Below are 19,711 nucleotides of genomic sequence, written 5' to 3'. Positions count from 1 at the left end.
AATTTAAATTAATGATTGATTTTTATATGGAATAATACATTGATTCAATACTATTTTAATTGAGTTACAAATAATCCCATTACAAAAGTTAGGTAGCATATTGTTACCTAACTTTTTATTTTAAAAAGAAGGGGTGTGACAGAAATAATAAAAAAAACGATAAAAATTGATTCAAAAAACTAAATAGCAATTTAAATCACAATTATTTTTAACTCACAAAATTAGCTAAATTCTAAAGCATAATAAAAAATTGCTCCCGTATTTATGCAATTAAAAACAAGTTTTGATAATATAAAATCATCATTCAAAATAAATTTTAAATCCGTGACACAAAATATAACATTTAACAACACAGCTTAATAGTATTATTAATAAAATATTGAACACATTTCTTAAAATGGTTCGATTATGATATGCTATTGAAGAATGAAAATAGAGGAGATTTATACGTATATGTTAGGAAAATATTGGATTCATTTATTGATAGTAACTGTAATCATAAGTTTAATATCAATTAAAGCATTTCCATTGGCTGTCGGTGCGCTTTATTTGCCGGTTATTTTTAAAGTAGTGAAATTACAGCTTAACTTATCAAAAGGATTAATTGATGATGTTAATGCTCAAACATTCATTAAAAGTAATCAATCTGGCATCGTAATAAGTGTTATTTGTTGTTTACTAATTACTGGTATATTGTATTACACACTTGATGGTTTTTACTCAAGTTTATCAGGATTTTTAGGAACACTAGTATCATTAAATCCGTATACAACAATTATTAGTGCAGTATTGTATATATTAACTGCAATCGCGACAGTAGATGCTACAAAAACAAAATATCGTAAAGTAAATTAATTAAAATATATACACTAATTGAAAGTAAGTGTTGCTGTTGAATAGCGATGTACTTTCGGTTAGTGTATTTTTATTTTAAATAAATGAAAACGTTTTAATCATAAATTGCTCAAATAAATTATTTAGTGATATACTACAGATAAATAAACATTGATAAGGGGAGAAAATGAATGTCAGTAAGAATTGAACATGATACTTTTGGAGAAATAGAAGTACCAGCAGATAAATATTGGGGTGCTCAAACTGAAAGAAGTAAGAGAAATTTCCCAGTTGGTAAAGAGCGTATGCCAATTGAAGTGGTCTATGGTTTTGCACAATTAAAACGTGCAGCAGCATTAGCTAATTTTGACTTAGGAAAATTAAGTGAAGCCAAAAAAGATGCCATTGTATACGCTTGTGACCGAATCTTAGCCGGTGAGCTAGATGAACACTTCCCACTTGTTGTATGGCAAACTGGAAGCGGGACGCAAAGTAACATGAATGTGAATGAAGTAGTAAGCTTCGTTGCAAACATGTATTTAAAAGAACATCAAAGTGATGAAAGCATTCACCCTAATGATGACGTTAATAAATCGCAAAGTTCCAATGATACATTCCCAACAGCGATGCACGTAGCATTGTATCATGAAGTCGAAACAAAATTAGAACCAGCTTTAAAACTTTTAAGAAATACCTTGAAAGAAAAAGAAGATAAGTTTGATTCAATTATTAAAATTGGACGAACACATTTACAAGATGCAACACCAATCAAATTAGGGCAAGAAATTAGTGGTTGGAGATATATGTTGGATCGATGCGATACAATGTTATCAGAATCTAAAAAACATATTTTAAACCTTGCTATTGGTGGTACAGCGGTAGGTACTGGAATCAATGCGCATCCTGACTTTGGTGATAAAGTTGCACAATATATTTCTGAAAATACTGGTTATCCATTTGTATCTTCTGAAAATAAATTCCATGCATTAACTGCGCACGATGAAGTTGTACAGTTACATGGGACATTAAAAGCATTAGCTGGTGATTTAATGAAAATTGCTAATGATGTAAGATGGTTGGCTTCTGGACCAAGAGCTGGTTTAGCAGAAATTTCTATCCCTGAAAATGAACCGGGATCATCTATTATGCCTGGTAAAGTTAACCCAACACAATGTGAAATGTTAACGATGGTTGCTGTTCAAGTTATGGGTAATGATACGGTTGTTGGATTTGCAAGCTCTCAAGGTAACTTCGAATTAAATGTATATAAGCCAGTAATTATGCATAATACATTACAATCTATTTATCTTTTAGCTGATGGCATGGAAACATTTAATAATAATTGTGCTGTAGGCATAGAACCAATCGAAGAGAATATTGATAATTATCTAAATCAATCGTTAATGTTAGTTACAGCATTAAATCCACATATCGGTTACGAGAAAGCAGCACAAATTGCTAAAAAGGCCCACAAAGAAGGCTTAACTTTAAAAGAATCTGCAATTCAAACAGGATATGTAACAGAGGAACAATTTGAAGCTTGGATTAAGCCAGAAGATATGGTGGATCCACACTAATTCAATACTTATATATAATGAAGTTTGGGCATTACATGCTAATGTGATGTTCCAAGCTTTATTTTTTTGTGATAAAAATTATTTGATATCATGCGTCGTTCGAAAATACACGTACTACATTTGAACAAAAATACATGGAATTCTACAATGATTCCCTAAAATGAAAAGCTTTTCTAAAATATCAATATAAAATCGAACACCTGAAATAATTTTCAGATATCCGATTCCAAATAATACGCTATTTAATTACAAAACAATAATACACGACATAATGTCATGCGTATTTATCGATATTAATCATCTAACGAAACAGAAATGACCTCTTTAGTTAGAGGATGTACAAACTCTATTTTATAACTTTCAAGTTCTAATTGTCTCAATGTTGAGTCTCCATATAATGGGTCACCAATAACTGGATGACCAATTTCAGCTAAATGCACACGAATTTGATGTGTACGTCCAGTATCTAATTTAATTTCAAGTTGACACACATTTTCTTTTAACATTTTAGAAGTTAAAATATGTGTAATCGCACGTTGACCAGTAGGTGAAACGCGACGTTTGTTTGAATGGAATTTATCTTTACCTATTGGCATATCAATCGTTTGTGGTTTTAATGGTAGCAATGCTTTAACATTTGCTTTATAAATACGTGTAATGTTATTTTCCTCTAACATACGATCAAGTATTTTTTTCATTAAAGGATTTTTAGCAACAATTAATAATCCAACTGTTTCTTGATCCAGTCGATGAATCGGTTCAACATAATCACTGTCAACAGTATAAATAACATGATTCATCAATGTGTTACTTTCTTTTAAATCATTTGGATGCGTCTTTACACCTTTAGGCTTCATAACAATTGCCATGTCATCATCTTCATATTTAATTTGTGCATAACGATAACTAGGTACGTAATTACTTTTTTCATCAGTTGTAGGTACCACAACTTGATCGCCGGTTTGAACTTTATCCATTAATCGTGCGGGTTGGCCATTAATTGTAATATCTTTAGACATGTTTAAATTGTGTAAGTCTTTTTTAGGTACCTTAAGTTGTTGGAAAATGTCTCGTAAACTTAAGTCATTAAAGTTTTCTGGTATTTTAAATTTCATAAAATCCTCCTATAGTCTTTAATATCATATCACAAAACAGTTCAACGAAATATAACTATTAAATCATCAATATCATTTTATCATGTTCATGTCTAAGATTTTAAAATATAATAACTCAATGTATAATAGTAAATACACGTAAAATGAATTGGAGCGATTTGATGGAACAAAAGACGCGACTGGCTTTATTAAAAGAAATTGCTGAATTTTTAAATGAAGAGACAGAAATGTATAGTATGACGCAAGGCGCTTTAAAATATTTAATCGAAGGCAGTAATTTCACGACTGGTTGGATATTTTTTATAAATAGCGTCGGCGAACATGAACTTGTTTCACATGTGGACTTACCTCACTCATTAATGGCAGAACATTGTCATTATATAAAGGATGGATCGTGTTGGTGTGTTAAAGCTTTTAATCAAGGTAGGTTGATGAAAGCCTCTAATATTGTTAATTGTTCTCGAATAAATCTTGCGTCTAAAGCTTATCCAAGTCAAAACGATGATATTACACATCATGCTACGGTGCCACTTAAATCAGGACAAGAGCAATTTGGAATTTTAAATGTTGCGTCGCCTAATACTGAAATTTATAGTGACGAAGACTTAGAATTATTAGAATCAGTTGCATTTCAATTAGGTTCAGCCATCAAACGTATTTATTTAACAGATCGTGAAAAAGAAGCCGCAAAAATAAACGAACGTAACCGTTTAGCTAGAGATTTACATGATTCAGTAAATCAAATGTTATTTTCTGTAAAGTTAACAGCACATGCTGCTTATGGTATGACGAATGAAACCATTGCCAAACAAGCATTCAAGACAATCGAAGAGACAAGTCAAAATGCGGTAAATGAAATGCGTGCACTGATATGGCAACTTAAACCTGTCGGACTAGAACAAGGTTTACTGCACGCGTTGACGGCTTATAGTAAGTTAATGCAAATCCAATTAAAAGTGAATGTAGAAGGTTTGATAGACCTGTCTAATGAAATTGAAGAAAATATATATCGCGCATTACAAGAATGCATTAATAATGTAAAAAAACATGCAGACACAAATTCAATAAGTTTAATGTTAAAACAAACAAACGAAATGCTATACATAAGTGTTTATGATTATGGACAAGGTTTTGATATAGATGAAGTTGATATCAGTTCGTCACATGGCATTAACAATATAAAACAAAGAGTTAAATTATTAAAAGGTAAAGTGACATTTCAATCACAGCCATCTAAAGGGACGCAAATTTATTTCACTATTCCTATAAAATAAAATGGTTTAAGGAGTAAACATATGGACAAAGTAATATTAGTAGATGACCATTATATTGTTCGTCAAGGACTACGTTTTTTATTATCAACAATTGAAAATTTAGAAGTTATTCAAGATTTTTCAGATGGAAAATCATTTTTAGAATATTTAAAAGACCATGAGCATCCAGATATTGTGTTATTAGATTTAGTAATGCCTGAAATGAATGGCATTGAAATTACTGAATATATTAAGACACATTATCCTGAAATCAAAGTATTAGTCTTAACGAGTTATGTTGATGACGAACACGTGATTTCCGCCATCAATAAAGGCGCAGATGGTTATGAAATGAAAGATGTTGAGCCACAGCAATTAATCGACACAATTAGACGTGTCATGAATGGTGAAAAAATGATACATCCTAAAGCGCAGGATGTATTTGAAACGGTAAGCCAAAAACCACACTATACGAATAAATTGTCAAAGAGAGAAATAGAAGTGTTACGTGAAATGGTTAAAGGCAAAACAAATAAAGAAATTGCAGAAACCTTATTTGTGTCAGAAAAAACAATTAAAACACATGTTAGTCATATTTTTAGTAAGTTACAAGTAAGTGATCGTACACAAGCTGCAATCTATGCAATGGAAAATAAATTAATTTAAGGTGAGTTTTTTATAGATTCGTCAAAAAATGGTCAAATTTTCAACGTTTTATTAGGATTTTTTTCATAGCGATAGGATTTATTATACAGTTTTCTTTGTAAATTTGATATCATAATAAAAGTGTAAGTTTTATCAAATGTAGACATTATGCATAAAATTTAACTTCGTTTACTTTTGATTCATTATAAAGTAAACTTAACTTTTGTTGACTTGATCAAAATTTAATACAAATGTGAAATTGGCTCTTTTCATTTTATTAAAAATATATTAAGATGTAATCTGTGTTTCAAGAAATGTGTATTATTGCAATTTCTTGTGTCCGGATAAAATTCCCCAAACAGAAAGGTAGATAACAGAATGGATAGACAGAGTTTTACAGATTTAATTCAAACAAAATTTAAAATGGTTCGTATAGAGGCTGGTTATACGCAAGACACTATGGCGCAAACAATTGGACTTTCTAAAAAGACATTAGTACAAATTGAAAAAGAAAGAGTATTACCAAATTGGACAACTTGTATTTCTATTTGTGCATTATTCAGAGATTCTGAAGTATTAAACAGTACTTTTGGCTGTGATCCATTAGAAATCGTTCAAACAATTTCAAGAAATCACTGTGCATATCCAAACCATGCACCAACAAGTGATATTTACTGGAATAACATTGAGACACGTAACGGCTTCATTTTACAAAGCAATAAAGTTAGCAATATTTATCGTGTATTGAATCCAGATAATCAACCAATTTTCGGTACTTCTAAAATGAGAGAAGCTGAAACATACTTTAACAGAAATGCTAAAGAAGAATTAGTACATATCTAGGCCTATATACTTTTAATAAATAATAAAAGCGATGTGGAACACCTATTTGAGGTGAGGCATCGCTTTTTTGTATGTAAAATAGTTATAAAACAAACAACAAAGTAAATTGAAAAATGAATTAAAAGTTCAAAACAGTGGTATAATGAATAACTATGTTGTAACAAAGGAGTCAAAATTATGAATGCACTATTTATCATTACTTTTATGATAGTTGTAGGGGCGATAATTGGTGGTATTACGAATGTAATCGCAATTAGAATGCTATTTCACCCCTTTAAACCATACTATATATTTAAATTTAGAGTACCATTTACACCTGGCTTAATTCCTAAAAGACGAGAAGAAATCGCAACTAAGATTGGTCAAGTTATAGAAGAACACCTACTTACTGAATCTTTAATAAGTGAAAAACTAAAAAGCAGCAAATCACAAGAAGCAATTCATTCTATGATTCAGAAACAATTGCAAAAAATATCTAAAGATCAGCTAACTATTCAGCAATTAACTTCACAGTTTGATATCGATTTAAAACATGTATTACAAACTAACGGAAGTCAATACATTGAATCACAATTGAACCGATATTATCAAACACATCAAGATCAGACGATTGCAGCACTATTACCCAATCAATTTGTAACTTTACTAGATAATCAAGTAGATAAGGCGACAGACTTATTATGTGATCGCGCAAGAAATTATTTATCTTCAGCAAAAGGGACACAAGATATTAATGACATGTTAGATACTTTTTTTAATGAAAAAGGTAAGTTAATTGGTATGTTGCAAATGTTTATGACCAAAGAGAACATAGCTGATCGTATACAACAAGAACTTATAAGATTAACTTCGCACCCTAAGGCGAGAGGTATTGTTACATCAGTTATTTCAAATGAGTATGAAACGTTCAAAAATAAACCATTAAACGAGCTAATCAATACTTCGCAATTTGATGATATTGCCAAAAATATATCGACGTATTTGGCAACTTATATAAATAATCAATCAAATAAACCAATTGTTGCATTAGTACCCAATTTCATTGACTATCTTGAAAATCAACTTTCTGCAAAACTAACTGATTTAGTTATTCTACAGTTGTCTAAACATTTATCGACAATAATGACAAAAGTAGATTTACGTGGACTAATTGAAGAACAAATTAACACATTTGAATTAGATTATATTGAAAAATTAATCATTGAAATTGCAAATAAAGAATTAAAACTTATTATGTCTTTAGGCTTTATTTTAGGTGGAATTATAGGATTTTTCCAAGGACTGGTTGCAATCTTTGTCTAAAAAAGCGAGATGTGTTAAAGTAATAGCGAAACATTTTTATATAAAAGTTAACAACAACAAAGGAGTGCTATAACCATGGCAGTAAATTTATACGATTATGCAAATCAATTAGAACAAGCTTTAAGAGAAAGTGATGAATACAAAGCAATCAAAGAAGCATTTGCTAATGTAAAAGCGAACGAAGAATCTAAAAAATTATTCGATGAGTTCCGCGAAACACAAATTAACTTCCAACAAAAACAAATGCAAGGTGAAGAAATTGCTGAAGAAGATTTACAAAAAGCACAAGAACAAGCTCAAGCAATTGAAAAAGATGAAAACATCTCTGCATTAATGAATGCTGAACAAAAAATGAGTCAAGTATTCCAAGAAATCAACCAAATTATCGTTAAACCTTTAGACGAAATTTACGCTGACTAATACTTTATATAATTAAAACGCCCATTGAATAGGGAATGACTGTCGACAGAGTTTGAGACTTTGTTGGCAGTTTTTTATTTATTTCAAATCTTCGATAGCAAAGTTCGATTATGTGTAATAAATAGCTGTTTACTAACAACACGAACGTTAAAACTCGTGACTAACCCTTATTAGATGAGTTAACAACACTACCGAGAAAGTTCATGACTATTGTTGAGAAGTTTAACTTACAACATGACTGCGAGAGTTCTTGACATTTTATGAGTAGAAATATACCGAAAACTCATCAGATTAGGGGCGACTTTATTTTCGAAATTTGAATTTTTGAACACGATATTCGAGAAACTTCACCATTTTTAATGATTTAAAAAATAAACTGTTACAAAAATCCCTCAAATTCATATGTTCATCGACGTTTTGAAGCGTATTATGGTAAAATGAAGAAATAATAAACTTGTTAATAATTGAAACATCACGATTTGACTAAAGCACTTTATTATTGATTAAATAATAAATTTTTTTGTGAGACAAAAAATAAAAATCAACTGATTTTAATGAATCAGCTAATGTATCACTATTCAATTTGGTGTATAAATATATCTTTCAAACATAGTGATGACAAAGCTTTAATAGTTGGATTTTGCGAAATTGATGTTAGAACCTTAAATTAAGGAGATATGGATGTATGGTTAAATTTATTCATTGTTCGGATTTGCATTTAGATAGTCCTTTCAAATCTAAGAGTCATATAAGCCCTAAAATTTTTGAAGATGTTCAAAAAAGTGCTTATGAAAGTTTTAAGAATATTGTTGATATAGCATTACAACAGGATGTTGATTTTGTACTTATCGCAGGTGATCTATTTGATAGTGAAAATAGAACGTTACGAGCTGAAATTTTCCTGAAACAACAATTTGAACGTTTACAAAATGAACAAATCTTTGTTTACGTATGTCATGGTAATCACGATCCTTTATCATCAAAGATTTCATCAAATTGGCCAGATAATGTTTCTGTTTTCTCTAATAAAGTTGAGACCTATGAAGCAATTACTAAATCTGGTGAAACTATTTATATTCATGGTTTTAGTTATGAAAATAGAGCAAGTTATGAAAATAAAATTGATGAATATCCTTCTAGTCAAGGTCAAAAGGGTATACACATTGGTGTCTTACATGGAACTTATAGCAAATCATCAGTGAATGATAGATATACTGAATTTATACTAGAGGATTTAAACAGTAAATTATATCATTACTGGGCGTTAGGCCATATTCATGAACGTCAACAATTAAGTGATATGCCTGTAATTAACTATTCAGGTAATATTCAAGGCAGACATTTTAATGAGCAAGGTGAAAAAGGTTGCTTATTAATTGAAGGTGACCATTTAAAATTAAAAACTAAATTTTATCCAACGCAATATATTAGATTTGAAGAAGCAACAATAGAAACGGATAAGACGTCTAAACAAGGTCTGTATGAAGTAATTCAAAGCTTTAAAGAAAAAGTGAGAGAAGAAGGTAAAGCATTTTATCGTCTAACACTAATTATCAATAGTGAGACGTTAATTTCTCCGCAAGATTTATTGCAAGTTGAAGAAATGATTGCTGACTATGAAGAAAATGAAAACCAATTTGTATATATCGATGATTTAAAAATTCAATATGCACAAAATGATGAATCACCTTTAGTTAATGAATTTTCAGCGGATTTATTAGTTGATCAAGGTGTGTTTGATAAAGCAATGTCAGATTTATATTTAAATCCACGTGCATCTAAGTTTTTAGATGACTATAGTACTTTTGATCATACAGCATTGGTTAATCGTGCTGAAGAAATATTAAAAGCTGAAATGAGAGGTGAACAAAATGATAATTAAATCACTTGAAATTTACGGTTATGGTCAATTTGTTCAACGTAAAATTGAATTTAATAAAAACTTCACTGAAATTTTTGGTGAAAATGAAGCGGGTAAATCTACGATTCAAGCATTTATTCACTCAATATTATTTGGTTTTCCAACTAAAAAATCTAAAGAGCCACGATTAGAACCAAGGTTAGGAAATCAATATGGTGGTAAACTCATACTTATTCTTGATGATGGTTTAGAAATAGAAGTTGAGCGTATTAAAGGAAGTGCACAAGGTGATGTAAAAGTATATCTACCTAATGGTTCAGTACGTGATGATGCTTGGCTTCAAAAGAAATTAAATTATATTTCTAAAAAGACTTATCAAGGTATCTTTTCATTCGATGTTTTAGGGCTTCAAGATATCCATAGAAATTTAAATGAAAAGCAATTACAAGATTATTTATTACAGGCAGGTGCTTTAGGATCTACTGAATTTACATCTATGCGAGAAGTGATTAATCGTAAAAAAGATGAACTGTATAAAAAGTCTGGCAAAAATCCGATTATTAACCAGCAAATCGAACAATTAAAACAACTTGAAAGTCAAATTCGTGAAGAAGAAGCTAAATTGGAAACGTACCATCGATTAGTTGATGATCGAGACAAATCATCAAGACGCTTAGACCATTTAAAGCAAAATCTTAATCAATTATCTAAAATGCATGAAGAAAAACAGAAAGAGGTTGCTTTACATGATCATTCACAAGAATGGAAGTCGCTTGAACAGCAATTAAATATTGAGCCGATTTCATTCCCTGAAAAAGGGATAGATCGTTACGAAAAGGCAAGAGCTCATAAGCAATCATTAGAAAGAGATATTGGCTTAAGAAACGAACGTTTAGCACAACTTGAAGAAGAAGCTAGTCAATTAGAACCTGTTAAACAATCAGATATCGATGCGTTTAATAGTTTGAATCAACAAGAAAATGAAATTAAAAACAAAGAATTCGAATTAGCTGCGATTGAAAAAGATATTGCTAACAAACAACGTGATAAAGATGAACTGCAAGCCAATATTGGCTGGTCTGAAACCCATCATGGCGTTGATAGCTCAGAAGCAATGAAAAGTTATGTTAGTGAACAAATTAAAAATAAACAAGAGCAAGCGGCATATATAAAACAATTAGAACGTAGCTTAGAAGAGAATAAAATCGAAGATAATGCAATTCATAGTGAATTAGATTCGGTTGAAGAAAAAATCGTTCCTGAGGAAACATTTGAAAAGAAAAAAGAATACTCTCAACAAGTCATTGAATTAAATGAAAAAGAGAACTTGTACGGTAAGTTAAAAGAGCGTTTTGAAATTGAACAACAAGAAAAACAAAAACGTCAAAAATTATTACGTACAACATTTATTATTCTAACTTTGGCAGGAATTGGTTTAGCAGCATTTTCATTTATCTCAAATAATATGTTGTTTGGTATTATTTTTGCAGTTTTAACTTTAGTATTCATTATCGGTATCATTATGGCTAAATCAAAAGAAGTAGACTATAGTGAAGCTATTACTGATGAAATCGAAGAAATCAAAGCACAATTAGCTGTTTTAGATGAAAATTACGATTTAGACTTTGATCTTGACGAGCAATATCGCGTTCGTGATCATTGGCAACAAGCTTTGAAAAATAAAGATATTTTAGAAGAAAAACGCCAATATATTGAAGGCCGTTTAAACGATGCAAAAGGGCGACATAACGAATTACAAAATACAGTTGAAAATGTTAAAGATGAATTATTCTTATCATCTAAAATTTCGAATGATTTAATTGTTGATAGTATTTCAACAATGGCTAATATTAAAGCATTAGATCAACATATTAGTGACTTAAATCAACAACGTCAACAATTAGTACAAGATTTAGATACATTTTATAATCATGCAGAAGCTGTTACAAAATCACAATTTGTTTACTTTAATAAATTGTCATTATTCCATGATGTACAGCAGTGGTTAAAAAATGCTGAAGATACAAATGAAAAATGGCGTATTAATACTGATAATACTAAACTTACAACTAATGAGTTAAATCATTTAAAAGCACAATTAGAAGAAAACAATAATGAAATTAAATCATTATTTGATTATATCAATGTTGCTTCAGAAGAAGATTTTTATCAACATCATGAAGACTATCAAACTTACACAAGTAATTTGAATCGTTTCAATGATTTGACTAAATATCTCGAAAATCAAAACTATTCTTATGAATTAAGTTCAAGTTTGAGTGAAAAAACGACAGCACAGCTTGAAGAAGAAGATCATTTGTTAGCAACTCAAGTCGATGAATATAATGAACAATATTTAGAAATGCAAGCACAGGTTAGTGATTTAAGTGCGCAAATCAACCATATGGAGACAGATACAACATTGGCAAACTTAAGACATGAATATCATAGTCTTAAAAATCAACTTAACGATATTGCTAAAGATTGGGCAAGTTTAAGTTATTTACAAAGTTTAGTTGACGAACACATCAAACAAATTAAAGATAAACGATTGCCACAAGTTATTAATGAAGCAGTAGAAATATTGAAACATCTAACTGATGGAAGATATACGATGATTAATTATAATGAGGACTCAATTACAGTAAAACATGTAAATGGACAATTATATGATCCAGTTGAATTGAGCCAATCTACAAAAGAATTGCTTTATGTAGCATTACGTATTAGCTTAATTAAAGTGTTACGTCCATATTATCCTTTCCCATTAATTGTTGATGATGCATTTGTTCATTTTGATAAAAAACGTACTGAAAAAATGTTGAATTATTTACGATCATTATCAGAACACTATCAAGTACTTTACTTCACATGTGTTAAAGATAATATTGTACCATCAAAAGAAGTGATAACATTAAACAAAATAGAGGAAGGCGGGAAACGATGAGAAATATAGAGAATCTAAATCCCGGAGATTCAGTTGATCACTTTTTCTTAGTGCATAAAGCTACACAAGGCGTAACTGCACAAGGTAAAGATTACATGACATTACATTTGCAAGATAAAAGTGGTGAAATTGAAGCGAAATTTTGGACGGCTACAAAAAATGATATGGCAACAATCAAGCCCGAAGAAATTGTACATGTTAAAGGTGACATCATAAACTATCGCGGAAATAAACAGATGAAAGTCAATCAAATCAGACTAGCGACAGCTGAAGACCAATTAAAAACAGAACAATTTGTAGATGGTGCCCCTTTATCACCGGCAGAAATACAAGAAGAGATTTCTCATTATTTGCTAGATATTGAAAACGCTAATTTACAACGTATCACACGTCATTTATTGAAAAAATATCAAGAACGATTTTACACATATCCAGCTGCAAGTTCACATCATCATAATTTTGCAAGCGGTTTAAGCTTTCACGTATTAACAATGTTACGTATTGCGAAATCGATTTGTGATATTTATCCATTGTTAAATAAGAGCCTGCTTTATAGTGGTATTATTTTACACGATATCGGTAAAGTTAGAGAATTGAGTGGACCTGTTGCTACTTCATATACAGTCGAAGGCAACTTATTAGGACACATCTCAATTGCGAGCGATGAAGTAGTTGAAGCCGCACGCGAACTTAACATTGATGGGGAAGAAATTATGTTATTACGTCATATGATTTTATCTCATCATGGTAAGTTAGAATATGGCTCACCAAAATTACCTTATTTAAAAGAAGCAGAAATTTTATGTTATATCGATAATATTGATGCAAGAATGAATATGTTTGAAAAGGCCTATAAAAAAACTGACAAAGGTCAGTTTACAGACAAAATATTTGGTCTTGAAAATCGTCGATTCTATAATCCAGAATCACTTGATTAAAAATAATATAACATTTCGGATGAATGAGAAAAGTATTGATGATTGCCTAATCAGTTGAACATTGATTAAATGTGAAATAAAATGGCAGCTGTCATCAGTCGCATCATCTGTTTGGAATTTAATAAAAATGAGCGACCATAGGTTATTAAACCACGGTCGCTCTTTTTAATTTATTGGCTCATGCCGGATTGTCCGCCTTGTGAACCATTTTGTTTAAGTTTTTCTGGATTTAAAATTTTATTTTCTACCACTGATTTGATGTCGCGGTCTTTAAAGTCAACATCATATTCTTTTAGTAACTCTTTATATGCATCAGTAAGTAATTTTGGATCCTTTTGAATTTTTTGTTGGATTAGTTTTTCTTTAAGACTTTGTTTTTCACTCTTAAAGTCAGTTGGTTTATCTGCTTTAATAATATGGTATCCGTAACTTGTTTTAATTACGTCAGACACTTCGCCTTCTTTAAGTTTAAATAACGCTTTTTCAAACGATTCATCTGTTTGACCTTTTAGGACATAACCTAATGAACCATCTTTTTCGGCTGAAGCTTTATCCATAGATTCTTTTTTAGCGATTTCGCCAAATTTACTTGGATCTTTAGAAACTTCTTTTTGAATCTCTTCAGCTTTTTGTTTAGCTTCTTTATCATCTAAGCCTTCTTTATCGCTTTTCTTAGATTTAACTTTGATTAAAATATGTGAAGCTTTAATACTATTTTCTTTTATATCAGAATCAGATAATTTTATCTTATCATTTAATAGCTCTTTTTGATATGCGGCAGTACGTAGATTATCTTTATATTTATCTACTGTTAAACCTTGCTGTTGTAAGGCTTTTTCAAACTTATCTTTGCCACCATATTGTTTTTGCATTTTTTCGATTTGTTCATCTATCTTCTTATCGCTAACTTTATTTTTATATTTGTCAGCTAAAATTTTATTTAACATTTCAGTAAATGATGCATTTGCGATTTGATCATTACCGATTTTTTTCATAGTATCTGCAACTGTTACATTTCCAGCTTTAGAAGAAATTAATGTATTTTCTTTTGAATCCGTTGCACTAGAACCACAAGCACCTAATAATAAAGCACTTGCTGTAACTGGAACGATTAATTTGTTTATCATCTTCATAGTTGAAACTCCTTTGTAAGTTAATCATCGTGAATATAACATAATTCTATAATAGCACCAATTAATAACATATGGCATCAGACTATAGCATTAGGTTTAGGGGTAAAAATTGGTTAAATAAAAAAACAAGGTCTATATACATTTGATTGTAAGCTATTACATAGCTAAAAAACAAATAATATCACCTTGCTATAATTATTTTGTTATAAATGATATGGATTTTTAATTTTTTTCAAAATATTAATACCTGTACTATGTTCTTCTATATATTGTCCATAATTAGAAAATATAATTATTTTTAAATATAATAAATCAGTAACAGAAATACCAAAATTTAAAGCCAATAAAAACATAAAATAATGTCCATATTGTGGTAAAGCAACTGTTAGCATGATGAATATACCAGATAAAATAATCAAAGGTAAAATTAAGTTGATGCAAAAATAAAATTTGTGTACAGGCTGATTGACATATGTATTGTAAAAAATAAGCCATCTTCTTTTAGTCAATTTGTGCGCTTTAAATGATTTACGATAAGGTAAGAAAAATAATAAATGAATACTTTTATGTAAAGGATAGGTCAAAAAAACTAAAAATAAAAAGATGAGAAAATGTCTATCTGATAACGGCGTATTCGATAAGAAGTACATTACTTCATAGCTTATTAAAAACATTATGATAGTTGCTACGGCACTCATAAAGGCGATTCTAGGCAACCCAAATCTTGCATTAATATCAATTTGTCTCTTACATAAAAACATGTCTGACGCCTCATCTCTTTTCAATATAAGTTAGATTATAACCAACTCAGGTTTAGTAATTCAATAGTAACATATTATATTCGCTTTATATCAAGCGTGACACTTTTAAATTAACCATTTTGAGAACAATAAATTAAAAATTTGAAGCTAGACATTAGAAGACAACAAAATAATCAATGGACTTAAATAAATTCACTCATTTTTATTATTTTGAAAAGGGGAACTGTAGAAATAGGGGTATTAATAAAATTTGGAATTCAAAATTAGTATATTCAAGGATTTTACTTCATAAAAAATGAGATGACAAGAAATGAAATAATTTCTGATGTCATCTCGTTTTAAATAAATGAATTTTATATTTTTTAATAACTGGATTATTGTCAATATATGTTTGTAATGATTTATATCATGCTAGTTTTATTTAGATAATTCATTTCCGATATCTTCACCACGGTTTTGTAAGTTTTCAATGTGAGATTGTAAACGTTCAATATTAGGATTGATGTCAGATTTAAAGTTTCCAAGTAACGACTTAATTTCGCCACCAATAGAACCACCAAATTCTGTACTTTCATTTTTAATTTGAACTCCGTAGTTTAAAATGTCGTTGAAACTTTGTTTAATTGTTTCGATTTCTCGTTGCAGTTCAGATTTTGAACCAGTAGGGGAAGTACTATCAATTGTATTATTTTTCACACTTTTGTCATCTCTACCTTGCAGTGCAACTACAAAACCAGCTGCTACGCCAACGCCGATACCGAATAGAATGCGTGATGCTTTCATTTATATTCTCCTCACTTTTATCATCTGTGATATTAATAAATTTAATATGTGCTAACATTTTTGACATTTCGTCAAACACAATCGCTTTAATATTAATTGTAATATACCCGTTCAATCATAGGTTAAGCATATATTTAAAATTGTGCTTGAATTTTTTCAGCAATTTGTTGTTTTGCTTCATTATCTAAAATATCTTCATGTGTTTCCCATTTGTAACCAAAACCATCAATATCATTTTCATATCTAGGAATTAAGTGGAAATGAATGTGGAATACAGATTGATCTGCAAATTCACCATTGTTTTGAATGATATTTAAGCCATCAGGATTAAAAGCACGTTTAATAGCATTTGCAACTTTTGGTAAAGCTGCTCCAATATGTTTCATTGTTTCTTCATCAGTTTCGAAAATGTTTGCAGAAGCTTTTTTAGGAATTAATAACGTATGTCCTTTAGTGACTTGTGAAATATCTAAAAAGGCATAGACATAATCGTCTTCATATACTTTAAAGCTTGGAATTTCTCCAGTTAAAATTTTGCCGAAAATTGTTTCTGACATGATGACTACACTCCTCTTCAACTCGTATTATCATTTATTATAACATTGTCGCTAAAAATTCGATATTAGTACATGTCTATTTAATATGAGCATTTTATAATTTTTGGTACAATATAAGTCATGGAGGTGCCTTATGACAGTTAAAGTAGAACATCTTACAGGTGGATATGGAAAACGCCCTGTAATTAAAGATATAAATTTTGAATTAAACAAAGGTGAAATTGTTGGCCTTATCGGACTTAATGGTGCAGGTAAAAGTACAACAATTAAACATATGCTAGGATTATTGACACCTATGAAAGGATCTCTAACAATTTCAGATATAAATATTAATGATGACATTGAAACGTATCGTAGAAAGTTATCCTATATTCCTGAGTCTCCGGTTATTTATGAAGAGCTTACTTTAGAAGAACATATAGAGATGACTGCAATGGCATATGATATCGATCGCGACGAAGCAATGAAGCGTGCAATGCCATTATTAAAGACATTCCGTTTAGAAAATGAATTAAAAGTATTTCCAAGTCATTTTTCTAAAGGTATGAAGCAAAAAGTTATGATAATTTGTGCGTTTATTGTTAATCCTGAACTATATATTATAGATGAACCATTTTTAGGATTAGATCCTTTAGGAATTCAATCCATGTTAGATTTAATGGTTGAAAAGAAAAACGAAGGCAGAACCGTTTTAATGAGTACGCATATTTTAGCAACTGCAGAACGTTATTGCGATCGCTTTATTATTTTAGATGAAGGTAAAGTAGTGGCGTTTGGCGATTTAGAAGCATTGAGACAACAAACGGGCTTACATAATCAAACGCTTGATGATATTTATATTCATGTGACGCAAGGTGGAGATATACATGCGTAATCAAGCAACCACATTATTTAACAAAAGAGTACATGCCCTTCGTAAAGAGAAGAGTTATTATAATAAGTTTATTTTTAATGGTCATTTCATGGTCTTTTTACTTATTTTGCTAGGTGCATTTATATTTGGATACGGAGAATGGTTAAAACATATTCCAACAAATATTGATTTTGCATTGATTGCATCAGTCATTGTTGCATTAGTGTCGATTTTCCCGATGCGACCACTCTTAAAAGAAGCGGACAAGATATTTTTATTACCGTTTGAAAAGCATATGTCCCAGTTTATGAACCATGCGATTTTATACAGTTATTTTGCGAGAATATTAATGCAACTTGTTATTATCGTCGTACTGTTCCCGTTATTTTATAATATTAATCAACATAGTGTGGCATTTTATATATGTTTTGCTATCTGTGCATTGATATTTCCATATGTTGGATTACGTTTAAGATGGCAATGGTATCAATCTGGTTTAAGTACATGGCAAGTAAACCTCATATCAATTTTCATTTTCGGTGTCACTTATTATTTAATACTAGGAATGAAGTGGTATGTGGCAAGTATATTAATTGTTTTACCACTCTTAATAGAATTATTAGTCAAAAGGTCTAAACCTAGCTTTTTATATCCATGGGAGAAAATGATTGCTATCGAACATCGTCATCATATGAACTACTATAAATTTGTTAATATGTTTACGGATGTGAAACACTTAAAAGAATCAGCAGTTAGACGTAGCTATTTGGATATACTATTACCGGTTCCAAAAGGTCGCAAGTTCAACTCTAATTCAATGTATTTATTTTTATTTATACGTAGCTTTATTAGAGGAAGAGATGCTTTTAATATTATCTTTAGATTATTAATCATTGCTGTTCTATTAATGATTTGGTTATCATACCCATTAGTGACAGCAATTATCGGAAGTCTTTTTGTGTATATTATATTGCTTCAAATGGCACAGTTTTATTCACAACAAGCATATGGTTTATGGCCACAAGTATGGCCGGTACCTGAAGAAAAGGTAATCAAAGGGTATGAGCAGTTTCTATATAGATTAATGTTAGTTATTTGTACTGTATTTGCTGTGACATTTATGATTAAACATATGATGTTATTTTATGTAGTTGTCATTTTCTATATTGTTGGATTACTAACAATTCGAAGTATTATTAAAAAGTTAAAATATCAAGAGACATTATTAAGAGATTAAAAAACTTCCATTGGAATGTATGTTGTGTAGATGCTTGTAATGATGAGTGCCGAATTATATGGCGTTCTTATTACATTAGCATCTGTACGCGAACAGCATAACCAATGGAAGTTTTCTTTAAAATTATTCTTTAATTGGGTATAAATATCTTTCAAAATAACTTGAATGTTGACCACTTGAACCAAAATAATGACTCAATGCTTCTTTTGAAAAATGGTCATTAAAGGCATCAGATTGCTTGAAGTCTTCGTATGCATGTCGATCAGCAAATCCGAAATAAATTTTATATGTTGTACCTTTAGCAGGTCTTAACAAACGATAGCTTTTAAAGCCACCAAAGTTTCTGAAATTGTCATCCACACTAATCAATTTCTTTTCAAGTTGATATGCATGATCTTCTGTTGAAGGAATGAATATTGCACAATAGAAATGATGTTCGTTGAATTCACCAATTTCTTTTATAACGTCATACTTTGTAGGTGATTTTAAAACAGTTTCACCATCAGTTTCTTCAAAAATAACTGAAGTATCTGATGCTGAAAATTGGAATAATTGATGGGTCGGGTTATTGATTTTTATTTGATGTAAAAATCCATAAGTGCCATAAGATGTATATAGTTTCTTCATATGAAAGGTCCCCCTTATGTTTTTA

At 30.2% G+C, this 19,711-nt stretch carries 18 protein-coding genes; 12 read left to right on the top strand and 6 right to left on the bottom strand.

The window, feature by feature from the left end; genetic code table 11:
- Positions 1-453 precede the first annotated feature (453 nt).
- Complete coding sequence (locus SAMSHR1132_RS08895; protein WP_000901017.1) at positions 454-855, top strand: hypothetical protein; 402 nt, start codon at positions 454-456, stop codon at positions 853-855.
- Positions 856-1,025: 170 nt separating this feature from the next.
- Positions 1,026-2,411, top strand: coding sequence for a class II fumarate hydratase (gene fumC, locus SAMSHR1132_RS08890; RefSeq protein ID WP_000116241.1), 1,386 nt, complete (start codon positions 1,026-1,028; stop codon positions 2,409-2,411).
- A gap of 293 nt (positions 2,412-2,704) precedes the next feature.
- Here the strand turns inward: fumC and SAMSHR1132_RS08885 are convergent, their stop codons facing one another.
- The gene (locus tag SAMSHR1132_RS08885) at positions 2,705-3,526 is read right to left on the bottom strand and encodes an RluA family pseudouridine synthase (protein WP_000669386.1); all 822 of its coding nucleotides are present in this window, start codon (positions 3,524-3,526) and stop codon (positions 2,705-2,707) included.
- A 161-nt stretch (positions 3,527-3,687) separates the two neighbouring features.
- Here SAMSHR1132_RS08885 and SAMSHR1132_RS08880 point away from each other — a divergent pair, with 161 nt between their 5' ends.
- From SAMSHR1132_RS08880 to yhaM, 8 genes are all read left to right on the top strand, one after another.
- Positions 3,688-4,800: a GAF domain-containing sensor histidine kinase gene (locus SAMSHR1132_RS08880; protein ID WP_000436094.1), complete on the top strand. Its 1,113-nt coding sequence runs from the start codon at positions 3,688-3,690 to the stop codon at positions 4,798-4,800.
- 21 nt (positions 4,801-4,821) lie between these two features.
- Positions 4,822-5,445 carry a response regulator gene (locus SAMSHR1132_RS08875; protein ID WP_000361976.1) on the top strand — a complete coding sequence of 208 codons (624 nt, stop codon included), beginning with the start codon at positions 4,822-4,824 and terminating at the stop codon, positions 5,443-5,445.
- A gap of 357 nt (positions 5,446-5,802) precedes the next feature.
- Entirely contained in the window at positions 5,803-6,267 is a 465-nt protein-coding gene (xdrA, locus tag SAMSHR1132_RS08870; RefSeq protein WP_000375863.1) for an XRE family transcriptional regulator XdrA, read from the top strand.
- A 177-nt stretch (positions 6,268-6,444) separates the two neighbouring features.
- The gene (locus SAMSHR1132_RS08865; RefSeq protein WP_000992538.1) at positions 6,445-7,569 is read left to right on the top strand and encodes a DUF445 domain-containing protein; all 1,125 of its coding nucleotides are present in this window, start codon (positions 6,445-6,447) and stop codon (positions 7,567-7,569) included.
- A 75-nt stretch (positions 7,570-7,644) separates the two neighbouring features.
- Positions 7,645-7,989: a YlbF/YmcA family competence regulator gene (locus SAMSHR1132_RS08860; RefSeq protein WP_000290300.1), complete on the top strand. Its 345-nt coding sequence runs from the start codon at positions 7,645-7,647 to the stop codon at positions 7,987-7,989.
- Positions 7,990-8,674: 685 nt separating this feature from the next.
- Entirely contained in the window at positions 8,675-9,871 is a 1,197-nt protein-coding gene (locus tag SAMSHR1132_RS08855; RefSeq protein ID WP_000238234.1) for a metallophosphoesterase family protein, read from the top strand.
- Entirely contained in the window at positions 9,861-12,797 is a 2,937-nt protein-coding gene (locus SAMSHR1132_RS08850; RefSeq protein WP_000584622.1) for an ATP-binding protein, read from the top strand. Before SAMSHR1132_RS08855 ends, SAMSHR1132_RS08850 begins: the two co-directional genes overlap by 11 nt.
- Positions 12,794-13,735 carry a 3'-5' exoribonuclease YhaM gene (yhaM, locus tag SAMSHR1132_RS08845; protein ID WP_001244168.1) on the top strand — a complete coding sequence of 314 codons (942 nt, stop codon included), beginning with the start codon at positions 12,794-12,796 and terminating at the stop codon, positions 13,733-13,735. Before SAMSHR1132_RS08850 ends, yhaM begins: the two co-directional genes overlap by 4 nt.
- 170 nt (positions 13,736-13,905) lie before the next feature.
- Here the strand turns inward: yhaM and prsA are convergent, their stop codons facing one another.
- The 4 genes from prsA to SAMSHR1132_RS08825 all read right to left on the bottom strand — a co-directional run bounded on the left by prsA (position 13,906) and on the right by SAMSHR1132_RS08825 (position 16,969).
- Positions 13,906-14,868: a peptidylprolyl isomerase PrsA gene (gene prsA, locus SAMSHR1132_RS08840; protein WP_000782132.1), complete on the bottom strand. Its 963-nt coding sequence runs from the start codon at positions 14,866-14,868 to the stop codon at positions 13,906-13,908.
- 203 nt (positions 14,869-15,071) lie between these two features.
- Positions 15,072-15,629 carry a DUF3267 domain-containing protein gene (locus tag SAMSHR1132_RS08835; protein WP_000477952.1) on the bottom strand — a complete coding sequence of 186 codons (558 nt, stop codon included), beginning with the start codon at positions 15,627-15,629 and terminating at the stop codon, positions 15,072-15,074.
- Positions 15,630-16,046: 417 nt separating this feature from the next.
- Complete coding sequence (locus SAMSHR1132_RS08830) at positions 16,047-16,412, bottom strand: YtxH domain-containing protein (RefSeq protein WP_000648121.1); 366 nt, start codon at positions 16,410-16,412, stop codon at positions 16,047-16,049.
- Positions 16,413-16,546: 134 nt separating this feature from the next.
- Positions 16,547-16,969, bottom strand: a complete 423-nt coding sequence (locus SAMSHR1132_RS08825) for an HIT family protein (RefSeq protein ID WP_000004983.1) — start codon at positions 16,967-16,969, stop codon at positions 16,547-16,549.
- A 133-nt stretch (positions 16,970-17,102) separates the two neighbouring features.
- Between SAMSHR1132_RS08825 and ecsA the strand changes: the two genes are divergently transcribed.
- Complete coding sequence (ecsA, locus tag SAMSHR1132_RS08820; RefSeq protein ID WP_000216866.1) at positions 17,103-17,843, top strand: ABC transporter ATP-binding protein EcsA; 741 nt, start codon at positions 17,103-17,105, stop codon at positions 17,841-17,843.
- Positions 17,836-19,059, top strand: coding sequence for an ABC transporter permease EcsB (ecsB, locus tag SAMSHR1132_RS08815; RefSeq protein WP_001245772.1), 1,224 nt, complete (start codon positions 17,836-17,838; stop codon positions 19,057-19,059). The genes ecsA and ecsB overlap by 8 nt, the downstream gene beginning before the upstream one ends.
- Positions 19,060-19,182: 123 nt before the next feature.
- On the opposite strand, the gene traP is transcribed toward ecsB, so the two are convergent.
- Entirely contained in the window at positions 19,183-19,686 is a 504-nt protein-coding gene (traP, locus tag SAMSHR1132_RS08810; RefSeq protein ID WP_000737977.1) for a signal transduction protein TRAP, read from the bottom strand.
- Positions 19,687-19,711 lie beyond the last annotated feature (25 nt).

It is taken from the genome of Staphylococcus argenteus (genome assembly GCF_000236925.1).
Classification (GTDB): domain Bacteria; phylum Bacillota; class Bacilli; order Staphylococcales; family Staphylococcaceae; genus Staphylococcus; species Staphylococcus argenteus.
This window is presented reverse-complemented; position numbering and strand designations above follow the sequence as displayed.

Excerpts from the sequence above, each read along its gene's own strand:
- SAMSHR1132_RS08895 (WP_000901017.1), top strand. The coding sequence starts at position 454 with ATGTTAGGAAAATATTGGATTCATTTATTGATAGTAACTGTAATCATA.
- fumC (WP_000116241.1), top strand. The coding sequence starts at position 1,026 with ATGTCAGTAAGAATTGAACATGATACTTTTGGAGAAATAGAAGTACCA.
- SAMSHR1132_RS08885 (WP_000669386.1), bottom strand. The coding sequence starts at position 3,526 with ATGAAATTTAAAATACCAGAAAACTTTAATGACTTAAGTTTACGAGAC.
- SAMSHR1132_RS08880 (WP_000436094.1), top strand. The coding sequence starts at position 3,688 with ATGGAACAAAAGACGCGACTGGCTTTATTAAAAGAAATTGCTGAATTT.
- SAMSHR1132_RS08875 (WP_000361976.1), top strand. The coding sequence starts at position 4,822 with ATGGACAAAGTAATATTAGTAGATGACCATTATATTGTTCGTCAAGGA.
- xdrA (WP_000375863.1), top strand. The coding sequence starts at position 5,803 with ATGGATAGACAGAGTTTTACAGATTTAATTCAAACAAAATTTAAAATG.
- SAMSHR1132_RS08865 (WP_000992538.1), top strand. The coding sequence starts at position 6,445 with ATGAATGCACTATTTATCATTACTTTTATGATAGTTGTAGGGGCGATA.
- SAMSHR1132_RS08860 (WP_000290300.1), top strand. The coding sequence starts at position 7,645 with ATGGCAGTAAATTTATACGATTATGCAAATCAATTAGAACAAGCTTTA.
- SAMSHR1132_RS08855 (WP_000238234.1), top strand. The coding sequence starts at position 8,675 with ATGGTTAAATTTATTCATTGTTCGGATTTGCATTTAGATAGTCCTTTC.
- SAMSHR1132_RS08850 (WP_000584622.1), top strand. The coding sequence starts at position 9,861 with ATGATAATTAAATCACTTGAAATTTACGGTTATGGTCAATTTGTTCAA.
- yhaM (WP_001244168.1), top strand. The coding sequence starts at position 12,794 with ATGAGAAATATAGAGAATCTAAATCCCGGAGATTCAGTTGATCACTTT.
- prsA (WP_000782132.1), bottom strand. The coding sequence starts at position 14,868 with ATGAAGATGATAAACAAATTAATCGTTCCAGTTACAGCAAGTGCTTTA.
- SAMSHR1132_RS08835 (WP_000477952.1), bottom strand. The coding sequence starts at position 15,629 with ATGTTTTTATGTAAGAGACAAATTGATATTAATGCAAGATTTGGGTTG.
- SAMSHR1132_RS08830 (WP_000648121.1), bottom strand. The coding sequence starts at position 16,412 with ATGAAAGCATCACGCATTCTATTCGGTATCGGCGTTGGCGTAGCAGCT.
- SAMSHR1132_RS08825 (WP_000004983.1), bottom strand. The coding sequence starts at position 16,969 with ATGTCAGAAACAATTTTCGGCAAAATTTTAACTGGAGAAATTCCAAGC.
- ecsA (WP_000216866.1), top strand. The coding sequence starts at position 17,103 with ATGACAGTTAAAGTAGAACATCTTACAGGTGGATATGGAAAACGCCCT.
- ecsB (WP_001245772.1), top strand. The coding sequence starts at position 17,836 with ATGCGTAATCAAGCAACCACATTATTTAACAAAAGAGTACATGCCCTT.
- traP (WP_000737977.1), bottom strand. The coding sequence starts at position 19,686 with ATGAAGAAACTATATACATCTTATGGCACTTATGGATTTTTACATCAA.